General features: G+C 51.9%; 1 protein-coding gene. It reads left to right on the top strand.

Annotated elements, in window-relative coordinates:
• The coding region (locus tag GSQ87_RS22380; RefSeq protein ID WP_216838888.1) for a hypothetical protein at positions 1 to 225 on the top strand (225 nt) is incomplete at its 5' end.
• Between the last annotated feature and the right edge of the window lie 461 nt (positions 226 to 686).

Raw genomic sequence — 686 nt, 5'->3', positions numbered from 1 at the left:
GACGACAAACCAGTTTGGAAGCGCGTCAACGGCAGAACCTACCTGCTCAGCCAGTCGGTCGGCGCACGCAAGCCCGAAGGGGACAGGCAGGAGTTCATGACTGTGGACATGGTTGAGCACGGCGCACCTCGTCAGGTTTGCCACGGAGATTACTCTCACCGCGCTGTTACGATCACCGATGTGTGGCGGGGTAAAGGTTGGGAGCCGCTCGTCCAAAATAAGTGAGCGAAGATGAGGTATTAAGTCTCCTTTCCACCCCGTGCGGACATCACAGAAGCGCTAGCGCATACCCATTGACGGCTGATGCGGGGCATTTTAGCGCGCAGGCCAAAAATTAAAAATTTCAGACGGAGCTTTCAGCTGTCACGTTTACAACCTTCTTTGTAAGTATGCGAGGGAGCTATGAGCTACGGAATAGGCAACGGCCTGTGCTCCCTTGTCTGGTTATTCATCACTGTTAATGGAGTTCGAAGTGGGGAGTTTGGGCTAGGGCCGCGGATGCCGAAAATAGATAAAGCCACTCAGCCGGCGTCATTTAGAAATTTCTTGTATATCAGTATATGTATTACAGCGTGGCTAGGAGTGATTGCGATCTGGGAATTCTTGAAAGACGCGAAAATTTTTCATGCCTAGTTAGATCGGGGCGGTAGACCACCATTTTGGAACATTGCTCGCGGTCGCCTTCC

It is taken from the genome of Caulobacter sp. S45 (assembly GCF_009765965.1).
In the GTDB taxonomy this organism is placed as follows: domain Bacteria; phylum Pseudomonadota; class Alphaproteobacteria; order Caulobacterales; family Caulobacteraceae; genus CAHJWH01.
The sequence above is the reverse complement of the archived record's forward strand: the minus strand, read 5'-3'. Positions and strand labels throughout refer to the sequence as shown.